General features: G+C 73.5%; 10 protein-coding genes. 5 read left to right on the top strand and 5 right to left on the bottom strand.

Annotated elements, in window-relative coordinates:
* Positions 1–4: 4 nt before the first annotated feature.
* Positions 5–904: a neutral zinc metallopeptidase gene (locus WBN91_RS20940; RefSeq protein ID WP_337724773.1), complete on the top strand. Its 900-nt coding sequence runs from the start codon at positions 5–7 to the stop codon at positions 902–904.
* Here the strand turns inward: WBN91_RS20940 and WBN91_RS20935 are convergent.
* The gene (locus WBN91_RS20935) at positions 874–1,317 is read right to left on the bottom strand and encodes a hypothetical protein (protein WP_337724772.1); all 444 of its coding nucleotides are present in this window, start codon (positions 1,315–1,317) and stop codon (positions 874–876) included. The two genes, WBN91_RS20940 and WBN91_RS20935, sit on opposite strands and share 31 nt — an antisense overlap.
* A 313-nt stretch (positions 1,318–1,630) precedes the next feature.
* Here WBN91_RS20935 and WBN91_RS20930 point away from each other — a divergent pair, with 313 nt between their 5' ends.
* Positions 1,631–2,308 (top strand): response regulator transcription factor, encoded by a 678-nt coding sequence (locus WBN91_RS20930; RefSeq protein ID WP_337724771.1) that lies wholly within the window; start codon positions 1,631–1,633, stop codon positions 2,306–2,308.
* On the top strand, positions 2,305–4,149 hold the full coding sequence (locus tag WBN91_RS20925) for a sensor histidine kinase (protein ID WP_337724770.1): 1,845 nt from the start codon (positions 2,305–2,307) through the stop codon (positions 4,147–4,149). The genes WBN91_RS20930 and WBN91_RS20925 overlap by 4 nt, the downstream gene beginning before the upstream one ends.
* Positions 4,150–4,185: 36 nt before the next feature.
* Here the strand turns inward: WBN91_RS20925 and WBN91_RS20920 are convergent, their stop codons facing one another.
* Together WBN91_RS20920 and WBN91_RS20915 are read right to left on the bottom strand one after the other, a co-directional pair.
* The gene (locus WBN91_RS20920; protein ID WP_337724769.1) at positions 4,186–5,253 is read right to left on the bottom strand and encodes a potassium channel family protein; all 1,068 of its coding nucleotides are present in this window, start codon (positions 5,251–5,253) and stop codon (positions 4,186–4,188) included.
* Positions 5,250–6,662, bottom strand: coding sequence for a M20/M25/M40 family metallo-hydrolase (locus WBN91_RS20915; RefSeq protein WP_337724768.1), 1,413 nt, complete (start codon positions 6,660–6,662; stop codon positions 5,250–5,252). Before WBN91_RS20915 ends, WBN91_RS20920 begins: the two co-directional genes overlap by 4 nt.
* A gap of 59 nt (positions 6,663–6,721) precedes the next feature.
* Here WBN91_RS20915 and WBN91_RS20910 point away from each other — a divergent pair, with 59 nt between their 5' ends.
* Entirely contained in the window at positions 6,722–7,102 is a 381-nt protein-coding gene (locus tag WBN91_RS20910) for a DoxX family protein (protein ID WP_337724767.1), read from the top strand.
* Between the two features lie 258 nt (positions 7,103–7,360).
* A complete protein-coding gene (locus WBN91_RS20905) occupies positions 7,361–7,897 on the top strand; it encodes a hypothetical protein (RefSeq protein ID WP_121222819.1) in 537 nt (178 codons plus the stop codon).
* On the opposite strand, the gene WBN91_RS20900 is transcribed toward WBN91_RS20905, so the two are convergent.
* Both WBN91_RS20900 and WBN91_RS20895 read right to left on the bottom strand, forming a co-directional pair.
* Entirely contained in the window at positions 7,894–11,421 is a 3,528-nt protein-coding gene (locus tag WBN91_RS20900) for an ATP-dependent helicase (protein WP_337724766.1), read from the bottom strand. The genes WBN91_RS20905 and WBN91_RS20900 overlap by 4 nt on opposite strands.
* A gap of 97 nt (positions 11,422–11,518) precedes the next feature.
* Complete coding sequence (locus WBN91_RS20895; protein WP_337724765.1) at positions 11,519–14,680, bottom strand: ATP-dependent helicase; 3,162 nt, start codon at positions 14,678–14,680, stop codon at positions 11,519–11,521.
* Positions 14,681–14,729: the final 49 nt, after the last annotated feature.

The raw sequence follows: 14,729 nt of genomic DNA, 5'->3' as shown, positions 1-14,729 counted from the left end.
GACCGTGCACACGCCTGAGGAGCCCAAGAACAATCCGATGGTGCTCGTCGGCGTGTTCGTGTTGATCGTGGCGTCGGTCCTCGGTCTCGGCTTGGTGAACCAGTGGGACAACGCCCGCAAGATCCCTGGTAAGGCGCTTGCGGGCCCTTACACAGCGCCTCCGACCCCTACGACGACCGAGGCGCCACGGCCGCGCGCGGTGCATCGGCTGGCTGACCACCCGTTGCTGACCTCACCCGTGAAGTTGGCGGCGGCGGGGTGCGCGTTGCCGGACTTCGGGCTGTCCGATGCCGAGCTGTCGGCGTACTACACCGCCGGGGTGGCGTGTTTGGACGAGGCGTGGAAGCCGGCGTTGGCGCAGGTGAACCTGCCGTTCGAACCGCCTGCGCTGGACGCGTCCCCGGACCTCAAGGACGGTCCGTGCGGTGCCGCGCCCGCTGAGAGTGAAGCCGTGGCTTATTACTGTAGTCGCAACCGGACCATCTACATGCCGACGAGCAGGCTGCGGGACAACGGCGGCGGTGAGCGCCCGGGGATGCACTTGGCGACGTTGGCGCACGAGTACGGGCACCACGTGCAGGCGTTGACCGGGCTGTTGCGGGCTGCGGACAGCAAGATCACCGACGCGGGCGAGGAGACGCCGGCCGGGCTCGAGATGTCGCGCCGGATCGAGTTGCAGGCCAACTGCTTCGCGGGGATGTTCCTGATGGCGACGTCCGCTTCGATCGGCGAGGACCTCGCGAGGGAGGCGACGGACGACTTCCAGTACGCCGTCGAGGAGCCTCCGGAGAAGAACGCGCACGGTAGCCCGCAGAACCAGGGCACGTGGGCGTCTTATGGGTACGAATCGGGCACTACGACCTCGTGCAACACCTATACGGCCTCGGCGGACGCGGTCGCCTGAGGTCTGTGCCGTCCGCCGATGAGGTGGGCGTAGAGGCCGCCGGCCATGCCGCTGAGGCAGGTGAGCAGGACGGCCAGGCGGGTCTCCAGCGGCATGCCGGACGGGGCGCTGGTCGCGGCCTGGACCGTGAAGTCGCCGCTGGTGTCGGCGGGAACCATGACGTCGACGACCTCGTTCTCCTGGTGGCCGCAGCCGTCGAGCCGGGCGGTGCGGGTCTGGTCGCCGAGCTTGAACTCGACCCGGTCGTAGGCGTCGCCGCCGCCGCAGGGCGCCGGGGTGACGACGGTGGCGGAGGTCCGGTGCGCGGTCGTGGAGCCGGCGGGCCACCAGAACGCGACCGCCGCCGCAATGCCCGCCAGTCCCAGGACCAGCAGGACCAGCGCCCAGCGCACTGGGCTCAGCCGAACCGCCACAGCGTGGATGGTCGCAGACGAGGTGGCTGGTTGTCGCCGTGGCCTCGGGCGGTCCGGGCCGCTGACGATCACCCGATCGTGATCTTGACGCATTCGAACACCAGTTCGAAACTGGTCTCATGACGAACCGACGAGATCCCACGACCCGACCACCCGTTCCCCGACCGCCCGGGCGCCGCCCCGGCTGGGCCAGACGTCTTCGCCGCGCCGCGCGGGGACCGTGAGGTGCCCGGAGCTGAGCGATGGCTGAAGAGGTGGGCGGTGCCCGACGTCCACCACGTGTCCCGCGAACTCGACCGCGCAGAATGAGGAGGTGTCATCTGCTGCCAGGGTGCTGGTGATCGAAGACGCCGAGGCCATCGGCGCCGCAGTCAGCTCGGCGCTGCGCGAGGCCGGCTACCAGGTCCAGGTCCGTCCGGACGGCCGTGACCTGGAAGGCGAGCTGGCGCGGTTCCGCCCGGACCTGGTGGTGCTGGACGTGATGCTGCCGGGCCGGGACGGGTTCATGCTGCTGGAGGTCATCCGGCGCACCACCGGGGCGGGCGTGGTCATGTTGACGGCCCGGGACGGTGTGGCGGACCGGCTGCGCGGGCTGGACCGCGGTGCGGACGACTACGTGGTGAAGCCGTTCGTGCTCGCGGAGCTGGTGGCCCGGGTCAGCGCGGTGCTCCGGCGGCTGGGCCGGACGCCGTCGACCGTGCAGATCGGCGACCTCCTGGTGGACGCGGACTCGGCGGTGGTGCTGCGCGGTGACGTGCCGGTGGAGCTGACCGCGACGGAACTGCGGCTGCTGCGCTACCTGGCCGCCCAGCGGGGCCGGGTGGTGGGCAAGACGCAGATCCTGACGGCGGTGTGGGGTTACGAGGACTACGACCCGAACCTGGTCGAGGTCCACGTGAGCGCGCTGCGCCGGAAGCTCGAGGAGCACGGCCCTCGACTGCTGCACACGGTGCGGGGGTTGGGGTACGTCTTGAGGGCGGACGAGACGTGAGCCTGCGGACGGTGTCCCTGCGCCGCAGGGTCACCACCTCGGCGATCATCGTCCTCGGCCTCGTGCTGGTCGGCCTGGTGCTGGTGGTGGACGCGATGTTCGCCGCGCAGTCCCGGCGGGACGTCGAGACGACGTTGGCCGAGAAGTACCGGGTGGCGCAGAACCTGTACATGAAGCAGCCGCGGATGCGCGGGCAGGAGTTGGTGAACCGGCTGGAAGGCCGGGGCGTGCAGGCGTACGTGGTGACGCCGGACGGCACGGCGTTCGGCCACCAGGCCGCCGACGACGTGGCGCACAAGATCAGCCGGGAGTTGCCGGACGGGTCGCAGCTGATCTTGTGGGCCGAGTCGTCGGTGATCACCGACGCCCAGGCCCGGCTGCGGCGGTTGCTGCTGCTCGTCGGGTTCGGCGCGCTCGGGGTGACCGCGGTGGCGCTGGTGTGGGTGGTCCGGCGGGCGTTGGCCCCGTTGGACGCGATGACCACGCTGGCCCGGTCGATCGCGGGCGGCGGCCGGGGGCACCGGCTCAACCCGTCGCGGACGGACAACGAACTCGGCCGGGCGGCGGCTGCGTTCGACGACATGCTGGACTCGTTGGAGGGATCGGAGGAGCGGACCAAGAGATTCGTGGCGGACGCCGCGCACGAGCTGAGGACGCCGATCGCGGGCGTGCAGGCCGTGTCGGAGGCGTTGATGCAGACGGGCAGTGCCGAGGACCGGGAGCGGCTGAACCTGCTGCTGGTGCGGGAGTCCCGCCGAGCCGGACGGCTCGTGGACGACCTGTTGGCGCTGGCGCGGATCGAGGCGGGCCTGGAGCTGCACCGGGAGCGCGTCGACCTGCTCGCCCTGGCGGAAGCCGAGGTGGGGCGCACCCGGCTGGTCGCGCCGGACTTCGACATCGCCGCGACCGGCACGTCGGCACACGTGTGGGGCGATCCGCAGCGGTTGGCGCAGGTGTTGGCGAACCTGGCCGACAACGCCCGTCAGGCGACGGGTCCGTCGGGCCTGGTGCGGCTGCACGTCTCGACGGCCGGCAGCTACGCGTTGCTGGCGGTCGCCGACGACGGGCCGGGTGTGCCGCCGGAGGAACGGGAGCGCATCTTCGACCGCCTGGTCCGCTTGGACGAGGCGCGGGACCGCCGGTCCGGTGGCTCGGGCTTGGGGCTGCCGATCGCCCGGGGTGTGGTGCGGGCGCACGGGGGCGAACTGTCCTGTGTCGAGCCGACGACCCCGATCCCACCGCACCCGACCACGCACCTCGTCGCCGACCCGCTCACCGGCACCACCGCACCCACGACGGGGCCGAGCGGCGGGGCACACGCGACGAGAGCAGGCGACACGGCACACGCGACGGAAGCCGGCAGCACGGCGGTGGGCGGCAGAGCGGCAAACGGCGCGGCGGCACCGGGCGGCACCCCGGCAAGGGGCGCGGCGGCGGGCGGCACAGCGGCAAGCGGCGCGGCGCCACCGGGCGGCACGGCGGCAAACGGTGCGGCGGCACCGGGTGCCACTGCCGCGGGCGGTACCGCAGCACCGGGCACCACCGCGGCAGGCGGCGGACCGGTATCGGACGGCGGCGCGGCGAGCGCCGGGGCGCAATCGGGCCGCACCCCGGCAGGCGGCGGGGCGGCGTCTGGTGGGGCGGTTGCCGGGGGTGCTGCTGGAGCGGGGGACGAGGCTGGTGCCGGGGTGGGCGGCGAGGGTGCTGGCGGCGCGGGCGTCGACAGCGCAGGCGTTGGCAGTGCGGGTGTTGGAGGAGGTGTGGGGAGTTGGTTGGTGGGTGTTGGGGGTGAAGGGGGTGTTGGGGCGGTGTTCTTGTTGAGGTTGCCGCTTGCCGAGTGAGGTGGGGCCCGGGTTGGAGGTGGGGCAGGGAGTGGGTCAGGCTTCCTTGGGTGGGGTGACCTTTTTGACGTACAGGAGGCGGTCGCCGGCTTCTACCGCGTCTGCTTCCGGGGCGTCTACTCGGTAGAGGGTTCCTGCGCGGACCACGCCGAGGACGATGTCCGGGAGGTGGCGGGGGGAGCCGCCGATTTCCGACGGTTCTACGTCTCGTTCGGCGATGGACAGGCCGGCGTCCGGGGTGAGCAGGTCTTCCACCATGTCCACCACGGACGGGGTGGCGGTGGCCATGCCCAGGAGGCGGCCGGCCGTTTCGCTGGAGACGACCACCGAGTCGGCGCCGGACTGGCGAAGGAGGTGTTCGTTCTCGCGTTCGCGGACCGAGGCCACGATCTGGGCCTTGGGTGCCAGTTCGCGGGCGGTGAGGGTGACCAGGACGGCTGTGTCGTCGCGGTTTGCCGCCACCACCACCGCGCGGGCTCGGGGGACGCCTGCCACGCGGAGTACGTCGTTGCTGGTGCCGGTGCCGTGGACGGTCACCAGGCCGATCGCGGACGCGGCGTCCAAGGCCTCCTGGGTGGTGTCCACCACGACGATCGAGCCTGGCTCGATGCCGTCGCCCAGGAGGGCGCTGACCGCCGACCGTCCCTTCGTGCCGTAGCCGATCACGACGACGTGGTCGCGCACCTTGGTCCTCCACTTCTGGATGCGCAGCGCCTGGCGCGAGCGTTCCGTGAGCACTTCTAGGGTCGTGCCGACCAGCACGATCAGGAACAGCACCCGCAGGGGGGTGATGACCAGGACGTTCACCAGGCGTGCCGACGAACTGGCGGGCGTGATGTCGCCGTAGCCGGTGGTCGAGAGGGACACTGTGGCGTAGTAGAAGGCGTCCAGGAAGGACAGGCCGTCCTCGTTGACGTCGCGGTAGCCGTCGCGGTCCAGGTAGACGATGAGCACGGCGGCGAGCAGGGCGGTCATCGCCCCGATCACGCGTTTCAAGATCGCGCGCGTCGGGCTCTGCACGACGTCGGGCATCCTGATCACGCCGACGAGCGAGTGGCCTGGTCGTTCGGCCAACGGCTGGCCCGCGTGGAACCGGCGGATCATGACAGCCTCTCCGGGAGCAGCCGCCACAGGCGGGCCGCGGCCTCGGCGCCGCGCAGCAGTTGGGGCACGACGACGCGCTCGTTGGGCGCGTGGATCCGATCATCCGGCAAGGTCGCCCCGAGGTACACGACCGGCACGCCGATGCGCTGGTGCAGCAGTGCCGCCGGGCCGCTGCCGCCGGTCCGGCTGTACCGGACGGGCTGCTCGAACGCCGCTTCGAAGACCTCGCGCAGCGTGTTGACGGCCGGGTGGGTGACGTCGACCGCGTAGGGCGGGGCGCCGTCGCCCGCGGGCAGGACCTCGGCGTGCAGGCCGGCGGGGGTGTGGTCGGCGACGAAGTCGCGCAGTGCTCGGGCGACTCGTTCCGGGTCCTGGTCGGGGACCAGGCGGAAGGACAGCTTGATGCGGGCTTCGGCGGGGACGATGGTCTTCAGGCCGGGGCCGCCGTAGCCGCTGTGGATGCCGTTGACCTCGGCGGTCGGGCGGACCCACACCCGTTCGAGGGTGGACCAGCCCTCCTCGCCGGACAGTGCCCGCGCGCCGCCGGAGTTGGCGAGCCAGGTGGCCTCGTCGAAGGGCAGGGCCGCGTAGTCGGCGCGTTCGGCGTCGGTCGGTTCGACGACGTCGGCGTAGAAGTCGCGGAGCGTGACCCGATCCTTGTCGTCGTGCAGGGCCGCGACCAGGCGGGCGGCGGCGGTGGCCGGGTTGGGCACGCTGCCGCCGGCGCGGCCGGAGTGCACGTCGGAGGTGCCGCCGGTGAGGACCACCTCCGCGCCGTAGACCCCGCGCTGGCCGGTGCAGATGGTCGGCGCGTCGCGCCCGTAGACCGGGGTGTCGGTGAACACGACCAGGTCGCACGCCAGTTCGGCGCGGTGGTCGTCGAGCAGGCGCAGCAGGTGTGGCGAGCCGGACTCCTCCTCGCCCTCGACGAAGAGCTTGAGGGTGACCGCCGGGCGGTCCGCGCCGGTCGCCGCGAGGTGGGCCTTGACGGCCAGCAGGTGCATGGCGACCTGGCCCTTGTCGTCGCTGGCACCGCGTCCGAAGAGTTCCTCACCGACGACGGTCGCGTCGAACGGCGGGTGCTCCCACTGCTCGACCGGGTCGACCGGCTGCACGTCGTGGTGCCCGTAGACCAGGACGGTCGGCGCGTCCGGGTCGGCCGCCGGCCAGCACGCGTAGACGGCGGGCAGGGCCGGGCCGGTGTCCCACACGCGCACGTCCGGCCACCCGTCGCGGCGCAACGCGTCGGCGAGCCAGTGGGCGGATCTGCCCACGTCGCCGTGGTGGGCCGGGTCCGCGCCGATCGACGGGATCGCGATCCACTCGCGCAGGTCGGCCAGGAAGTCGTCGGCGAGCGCGGCCACCGCCGCGCGTTCGGGATGTTCGGGATTTTCGGGATCACCGCTCACGGTGCGGGAGGATAACCCTGGGCGGGCCGGCGGGCGGGAGGCATGACAGGGTGGGCGGCATGGAACCCACTCGTTCCCGTTCGCGGTCGGCCCTCGCCCTGGCCGCGCTCCTCGGCACCGCGGGGGTCACGCACTTCGCCAAGCCGAAGCCGTACGACGCGATCATCCCGCGTTCCCTGCCGGGCAAGCCCCGGACCTGGACCTACGCGTCCGGGGTCGCGGAGGTGGCGTTGGCGGCGGCGGTCGCGGCACCGCGCACGCGGCGCTGGGGCGGGTTGCTCGCGGCGGCCTTCTTCGCGGCGGTGTTCCCGGCGAACGTGAAGATGGCCTACGACTACCGGACGAAGTCGCCCAAGGTCCGGGCCATCGCGTACGGGCGGTTGCCGCTCCAGGTGCCGCTGGTGCTGTGGGCGCTGAGGGTGCGGCGCGGCGCGTCCTGATCGGCTCGACCCGACCAGGACTGGCCTGATCGCGCTGGAACCGATCCGGGCGGGCCTGATCGGGGGCGGCCGGATCGCGCCGAGCCTGATCGGGGCGAGCCGGGTCACGCTGAGCCTGATCGGGGCGGGGCCGGGTCGCGCCGAGCCCGATCGTGCCGCGCCGGACGGCGCTGAGCCTGATCACTCTGGGCGTTGGGTTCGACACCCAGAGCGCCCGAGGACTGTCATTGAAACCGCAACCAGCCCTAGGATGCCCGAGTGCAACCGCTCCTCCACCCTGCCGCGTCGGCACTCGGTTGGCGCGGCATCGTCGTACCCGACGTCGCCGTGCTGGGACACCAGGTGTCGGCTGTCGTGCGGGTCCGTGCCGACGTGCACGAGTGGCGCAGCGCGAACGGTTGGCCGCCGCAGGCCGACCCGTCGTGGTTCCGGTCGTGGTTCGAGCCGGCCGCGCACGACCGCCTGCCCGTGCCCGCGGTGGAGTTGGTCGGCGTCCTGGTGGGTGAGTCGACGGTGGACCGCGCGCTCCAGTCGTGCGGGACGCTGATGACGCTCGCGCCGTGCTCGGTGGTGCTGCCCGCGCCGCAGGGGTCGCGGTCGTGGCCGCTGATCGAGTTGGACTACTACGGCATCGGGGTGGTGGCGGTGGACGAGGCCGGTGCGGCCGAGCTGCTGGTGCCGCCGGAGGACCGGTCGACCGAGTTCGGGCCGTCGCTGTTCGGGCGGTGGCTGCTGGAGGTCCTGTACGACCGGGTGCTCAAGGAAGTGCCCGCCCACGCCCGGGTGAACAGCTAGACGGGCACGTTCCTGATCAGGGCGCGGAGGCCGTCGGCGTCCAGCAGGTCGGCGGGGCGCAGGGTGTGGTCGTGGCGGACGTAGTGGAACGCGGCGCGGACCTTGTCCACCGGGGTCTTCTTCAGGGCCGCCCACGCCAGGCGGTAGGCCGCCAGCTGCACGGACAGCGCCGGTAGGCGTTCCTCCTCGGGGACCGCGCCGGTCTTCCAGTCGACGACGGTCCAGCCGCCGTCGGGGTCGGCGAACACGGCGTCCATCCGGCCGCGCACGGACATCCCGTCGATCTCGGTCTCGAACGGCACCTCGACGTCGTACGGGGTGCGGTCGGCCCACTTGCTCGCCAGGAACGCTTCTTGCAGGCGCTTCAGCTCGGTGTCGGGGGCTGCTCCCTCGTCGGCCGCGCCGGGGAGTTCGTCCAGGTCGAGCAGGCGGCTCGCGCCGAACCGCTGTTCCAGCCAGGTGTGGAAGGCCGTGCCGCGGCGGGCCATCGGGTTGGGAGGGAAGGGCAGGGGGCGGCGCAGGCGGCGGGCCAACTGGTCCGGGTCGGCGGCGAGTTCGACCAGCTGGCTGACCGACAGGTGGTCGGGCAGCACCACGCGTTCGCGGCGGTCCGCGGCGGCGGCGCGTTCGGCCAGGAGCACCTCGACGTCCCGCGCCCAGCCTTCGGGGTCGGTGTCGTCAGGGTCGGTGTCGTCAGGGTCGGCGTCGGCGGGATCGGGATCGGGGTCGGCGGGATCGGGGTCGGCGGGGAAGGCGTCGGCGGGGTCGGCGTCTTCGGGCTCGTCCGGTTCGGGCAGCGGGGGTTCTTCGGCGTAGGGGTCGTCGTCGGGCTCGGGTGGTTCGTCGTAGTCGTCCGGTTCGGGTGGGAGGTCGAAGTCCTCGGGCGAGGGCGCGGGCGACGGCTCGGGAGCCAGGGCGAGCGGGAGTTCGGCCTGGTGTGGGGTTTGTTCGGCTAGGTGGCGGTCCAGGGCGTCGAGGACCAGGCGGGCGCCTTCGGCCACGGCCTCGCGGCGCTTGCCCAGCGGGTCGGCGGGCCAGTGGGCGCTCTTGACCTCGGACGCGAGCGGGTTCGGCTCGTCCTCGGCCGGGGGCGGGGACCAGTGGGCGATGTCGGCGGGTGGGTGGTCGGCCGTCAGGACCGCGTCGCGGAGTTCGACCAGGAATGCGGACGGCCCCTTCGGCTTGTCGCCGGTTTCGGCCCACCAGTGGCCGGACACCAGCAGGCAGTGCTCGGCGCGGGTCAGTGCCACGTAGAGCAGGCGGCGTTCCTCGACCAGGCGGCGGTCCTCGAAGTCGTCGGCGTGCTTGTCCAGCGCCTCCTCGACCTCCTTGCGGTTCGCGCCCGGCGGGATGCGCAGCTTCGGCAGGTCCTGGGCGTCGCCGCGCAGGTCCGCGGGCAGCTCGGCGACCGCCTTCAGCCAGCACGACGTCTTCTTCCGGCCCGGGAACACGTCCTTGACCACGTGCGGCAGGGCGACGATGTGCCACTCCAGGCCCTTCGCGGAGTGCATGGTCAACACCTGCACGCGGTTCTCCGCGACCTCCACTTCGCCGGGCTCCAGGCCGTCCTCGGCGTGCTCGGCGGTGTAGAGGTAGTCCAGCAGGGCGGGCAGGGTCGCGGATGGGCTGGCCGCCGCGAAGTCCGCGACGACGTCGGCGAACGCGTCCAGGTGGGCCCGGCCGACGCCGCCGGGTCGGGCCATCGCCTCGATGTCGAGAAGGAGGGTGCGTTCGACGTCCGCGACCAGCTCGGGCAGCGGCTGGTCGAGGCGGCGGCGCAGGGCCGACAGCTCCGCGCCCAGCCGGCGGATGCGGCGGTAGCCCTCGGCGGAGTACGCGGTCGGGTCGCCGGGGTCGTCCAGCGCGTCGGCCAGGCCCGCCTGTTCGGCGTGTTCACCGGGCAGGGCGTCGGCGAGAACGGCCAGCGGGTCCTCCACGACGGACTGGCGGCTGGGCGACCCCGCGAGGTCGCGGGCCCGAGTCCACAGCGCGGCGACGTCCTTGGCCGCGACCCGCCAGCGCGAGCCGGTCAGCAGGCGGGCGGCGGCAGTGCCGGCGAGCGGGTCGACCAGCACGCGCAGGGCGCTGACCAGGTCGCGGACCTCCGGCTCGTCCAGCAGGCCGCCGAGGCCGACGACCTCGACGGGCAGGCCGCGTTCGCGCAGGGCGGCGGCGATGGGCGCCATGTCGGCGCGGCGGCGGACCAGGACGGCGGCCGTGGGCGGTTCGTCGCTTTCGTCCAGGTGTGCTTCCCACTGGGCGGCGACCGTGTCGGCCATCCAGTCCAGCTCGGCGCGGACCGTGTCGAACAGGGCGAGCCGCACGTCACCGGGTCCCGCGCCGGGGCGGGCGCGCAGCTCGTCCACGTCCAGGCCGGAGGCGCGCAGGGGCGCGGAGACCGCGTTGGCCAGGGCGAGGACCTCGGGCGGGTTGCGGAAGCTGGTGAGCAGGCCGTACTTGCGGGCCGGCGGGAAGTCCTGGACGAACCGGGGCAGGTTGGCCGCCGACGCGCCGCGCCAGCCGTAGATGGCCTGCGCCGGGTCGCCCACGGAGGTGACGGCCATCGGCTCGCCCCGCCCGAACAGGGCACGCAGCAGCACGCGTTGGGCGTGCCCGGTGTCCTGGTACTCGTCGAGCAGGACCGCGCCGTAGCGCTCGCGCTCGCCCTGGGCGACCTCCGGGTAGTGGTCGGCGAGGCGGGCGGCGAGGGACATCTGGTCGGCGAAGTCCATCGCCGCTTCCCGGCGCTTGCGGGCCTGGTAGGCCTCCAGGAGCGGGAGGAGGTTCACCCGCAGGCGCTGGGCGTTGACGACGTCCTTGAGCTTCTCGGGCAGGCCGTCGCGTTGGCGGGCGGTCTTGGGCGCGGACTCGATGATCCGCGTGAACGTCTCGGCGTGTTTGCGCAGGTCCTGCGGGTCGACCAGGTGTTCGCCGAGTTCGCCGGCCAGGGCCAGCAGGTAGCCGGTGATGGTGGGCGGGATCTTGTCGGTGTCGATGTCCTCGGCCCACGTGGACACGACCCGGTGGGCCAGCTGCCAGGACGCGGTCTCGGTGAGCAGGCGGACGCCGGGTTCGACGGGCAGGCGCAGGCCGTGCTCGCCGACCAGGCGGCCCGCGTAGGCGTGGTAGGTCAGGATGACCGGCTCGGCGGTGAGGACGGCGGCCCGGCGCTCGCCGCCGGGGTCGAGGCGGTCCAGCAGCGGTGACCCGCCCAGGCGGCGCAGCCGGGCGCGGACGCGGTCGGACAGCTGGCGGGCGGCCTTGCGGGTGAAGGTCAGGCCGAGGACGCGGTCGGGGGTGACGAAGCCGTTGGCGACCAGGTAGACGACCCGGGCGGCCATCGTCTCGGTCTTGCCCGCGCCGGCGCCCGCGACGACCAGGGCCGGTGCGGTGGGCGCGGCGATGACGGCGGCCTGCTCGGGGGTGGGCTTGGGCAGGCCGAGCGCTTCGGCGACCTCGAACGGGCTGGCGAGCTGTCCCAGCTCGTCCGCTCGTCGTCCACCCGGCGCCACCACGCCCTGCATTCTCCGACTCCGGTCGGGGGAATCTTCGGCGACCCGCAGTAGCGGGCCCGACGGGCTCGGCGGCGTGGCGTGCGTTACACGGGCGGAGGGGGTGTGCTCATTGGCTCACCTGCCGGCCCGAGGGGTGGATGGGGCAGGTCGTCCGGGCCGGGCAGCGGTCGCAGTCGGCGTTCTCCGTGGCCGTGTAGGACGGACCCACGCTGGACCCGGCCGCCGCCTGCACGGCCTCCAGCCAGACCCGCACGCCCTGCTCGTCCAGCGGGGCCTGCTCCAGTTCGGTGGCACCGGTCTTCTTGTTCTCCTTCGCCACGTACAGCAGCCGCGCGCCGCCCGGGTCCGTGCCCAGGCCCAGGTGGGTGAAGCCGCCCAGGGACGTGGCCAGCTGGTAGACCGCGAGCTGCGGGTGCTGCCGGGCTTCCTCCCTGGTCACCGGGGACTTGCCGGTCTTGAGGTCGATCACCACCGGACGGCCTTCGCGGTCGGTCTCCAGGCGGTCCACCCGGCCCCGGACGCGCAGCCACGGCCCGCCCTCCTGCTTGGGCACCTCCACGTTGATCTCGTGCTCCACCGCGACCTGTGTCAACTGGTCGCGGCTGGCGGCCAGCCAGGTGAGGAAGGTGTCCAGCATCTTCTCCACCCGCAGGCGTTCCCGGCGGGAGAACCAGGGCGCGCCGGCGTCCACGGCCGACCACGCCTCGGCCAGCCGGGCGCGGAGTTCCTTCTCGTCGGCGCCGGTCGCGGCGGCTTGGGCCAGGGCGTGGACGAGGGTGCCGGTGATCGACGCCAGTTCGGCCGGGTCCTGGCCACCGTGGCGTTCCACCACCCAGCGCAGGGGGCACTTGGCCAGCACCTCCACCGTGGACGGCGACACGCTGACCGTGTGCTCCTCCGTCCACAGTGGATCCTCGGTGGTCACCTCGGCCAAGCCGTACCAGAAGTCGGGGTGGGCGCCCGGGACACCGGCCGCCGCCAGCCGGGCGAGCTGGGTCGCCGCACGGGTGCGGCGGTCCTCCGTCTCGTCGTCGGAGCACACGACCCGGCGCAACTCCCCCACGAGTTCGGCCAGGACCAGGCCGCGTTCCGGGGTGAAGGTGGGGCGCTCGGGCTGGTCGGTGGACAGCTCCTCGATCTCGTCGAGGAACCTCGACGGCTGCTCGTCCTCGCCGCGCACGGCGCTGACCAGCAGTGTCCGCCGCGCTCGACTGACGGCGACCAGCAGCAGCCGGCGTTCCTCGGCCAGCAGCGGCGCGACGGCGGAGACCTCGTCGCCCACGCCGGCCAGGGTGTCGACCATCCGCTCCACGCCCAGCAGCGAGCCGCGCAGGCGCAGGTCCGGCCAGCTGCCCTCCTGCACGCCGGGGACCGCCACCACGGTCCACTCCCGACCGGCCGACGCGTGCGCGGTCAGCACGGTCACCGCCTCGCCCACCGGGGCGGACGCGGCCAGCGTGTCGCCCACGATCTCCTGCCCGGCCAGGTAGTCCGCGAAACCCTCGGCCCCCGCGCCGGGCAGGCGGTCCACGTACTTGGCCGCCGCCTCGAACAGGCCCACGATCGCGTCCAGGTCGCGGTCGGCCTGCATGCCGGACGTGCCGTGCCGGGCGGACTGCGCGACCCAGCGGTTCTCCAGCCCGGTGGCCTGCCACAGGTCCCACAGCACCTGCTCGACGCTCTGCCCCTCGGCGATCCCCTTGCGCGCCTTGCGCAACAGGCCCGACACGCGCCGCGCGGGCATGGCCTCGGCGTCCTCCAGCGCGGCCAGGCGGTCGTCGGCCTCGATCACCTCGACCAGCAGCTCACCGCTGGGCCGGTCGCCGCCGGCGGCCATCTCCAGCCGGCGCAGACCGCGCCGCAACCGCCGCAGCGCCAACGGGTCGGCACCGCCCAGCGGCGACGCCAGCAGCATCGCCGCCGTGTCCTCGTCCAACGTGCCCGGCGACGCGGCGCACCGGAGCAGGGCCAGGAACGGCGCCACGGCGGGCTGTTGCGCCAACGGCAGCTCGTCGGTCGGCACCGCCACCGGCACGCCCGCCGCCAGCAACGCCCGTTGCAGCACCGGCAGCGACCGGCTGGTGGACCGCGCCACCACGGCCATCTCCGACCACGGCACCCCGTCGATCAGGTGCGCCCGCCGCAACTGGTCGGCCACCCAGCTCGCCTCCTGCGCGCCGGACGCGAACAACCGCACCTGCACGTGGCCTGTGCCTTCTGTGGGCAGCACGTCCCGTGTCGGCGACGTGCCCGGCAACCGACCGGACAGCCGCCGCACCGCGTCCCGGATCTCCGGCGCCATCCGGTGGCTGCGCCGCAGCACCACCGTGGGCCAGTCGGTGTCGGCCAGCAGCACCGGGTCCGCGCCGCGGAAGGAGAACACCGCCTGGTCCGGGTCGCCCGCCAGCACGAACTCCTGCGCCGCACCGCCCAGCCGCGAGATGAACTCGAACTGCAACGGGTCGAGGTGCTGCGCGTCGTCCACCAGCAGGTGCCGGACCCGGCGCTGCTCGGCCGCCAGCACCTCCGGCTCGGTGTCGAACGCCAGCAGCGCGCTGCCCACCAGCTCCGCCGCGTCGTAGGAGGCCGCCAGCCCCTGCCCCGCCCCGGCCAGCAGGCTGACCTGCTCGTACTGGATCGCGAACAGCCCGGCCGCCACCCACTCGTCCCGGCCCTGCGCCCGGCCCAGCTCGACCAGGTCCTCCGGGGCCAGGCCGCGCTCGGTGGCCCGCAGCAGCAGGTCCCGCAGCTCGTGGGCGAACCCGGGCAGCCCCAACGCCGGCCGCAGCCGCTCGGGCCACTTCCGCGCGCCCATCCCCACGTCACCGGCCAGCAGCTCGCGCACCACCGCGTCCTGCTCCGGCCCGGACAGCAGCCGGGGCGCGGGTTCCCCCGCCTGCACGGCCTGCGCCCGCAGCACCGCGTACGCGTAGGAGTGGACTGTCCGGACCAGCGGTTCTTGCGTGGTCGGCAGCACCTCGCCCTCGGCGCTGCTGGTGAGCAGCCGGGTGATGTGGGCGCGCAGGGACACCGCCGCCCGCCGGTTCGGTGTCAGCACGAGGACCCGCTCGGGGTGCACCCCGCCCCGCCGCACCCGGTCGGCCACGACCTCCGCGAGCAGCTCGGTCTTGCCCGTGCCGGGGCCGCCGAGCACCCGCAGCGGCCCGCCGGCGTGGTCGAACACCGCGCGCGCGGGCACGTCCCAGTGGCGCTCGGGGCGGTCCTCCCGCACCCGGCGCACCAGCAACGGAGCCCGGTTGTGTGCCACGTGCCGATAGAACCACGGGGTACCGACAATTCCGGGGGCGGCCCTCCGG

The organism is Saccharothrix sp. CCNWYY140, from assembly GCF_037401995.1.
Classification (GTDB): Bacteria; Actinomycetota; Actinomycetes; order Mycobacteriales; family Pseudonocardiaceae; genus Actinosynnema.
Note: the sequence above shows the minus strand (reverse complement) of the source record. Positions and strands in the feature narration are given on the sequence as shown.

Bases quoted from the DNA above. Each gene is read 5' to 3' on its own strand.
- WBN91_RS20910 (WP_337724767.1), top strand. From the start codon at position 6,722: ATGGAACCCACTCGTTCCCGTTCGCGGTCGGCCCTCGCCCTGGCCGCG.
- WBN91_RS20900 (WP_337724766.1), bottom strand. From the start codon at position 11,421: ATGCAGGGCGTGGTGGCGCCGGGTGGACGACGAGCGGACGAGCTGGGA.
- WBN91_RS20920 (WP_337724769.1), bottom strand. From the start codon at position 5,253: ATGATCCGCCGGTTCCACGCGGGCCAGCCGTTGGCCGAACGACCAGGC.